Origin of the sequence: Streptococcus sp. DD11, from assembly GCF_001578865.1 — a bacterium.
In the GTDB taxonomy this organism is placed as follows: Bacteria; Bacillota; Bacilli; order Lactobacillales; family Streptococcaceae; genus Streptococcus; species Streptococcus panodentis.
This window is the reverse complement of the sequence record NZ_KQ969488.1, coordinates 1-240: the sequence shown is the minus strand read 5'-3', so window position 1 is coordinate 240 and position 240 is coordinate 1. Positions and strand designations below refer to the sequence as shown.

The following is a 240-nucleotide window of genomic DNA, read 5'->3' as shown; positions in this document are numbered from 1 at the left end:
TTGCCGTCGGGCACGCCTTATGACCAAATCGGTCAGAAAATTGAAAATTTCCACAAGGAACACGAAAAAACCAGCGCGGGACTGGCGGCAGCAGTCTTTGATAAGGACGGCCAAACCATTTACCAAAAGAACTTTGGCTATATGGACAAGGAAAATAAGCAAGCGGTGGATGACAACCCGGTCTTCGAGTGGGAGGGGCAACGACCAAAATCACCGTCTGGGTCAGTGTCATGCAGCTCT

The 240-nt window shown here is 50.0% G+C and carries 1 pseudogene; it reads left to right on the top strand.

The features are described from left to right. Positions 1 to 240, top strand: a pseudogene (locus STRDD11_RS13530) (serine hydrolase); the annotation flags it as partial.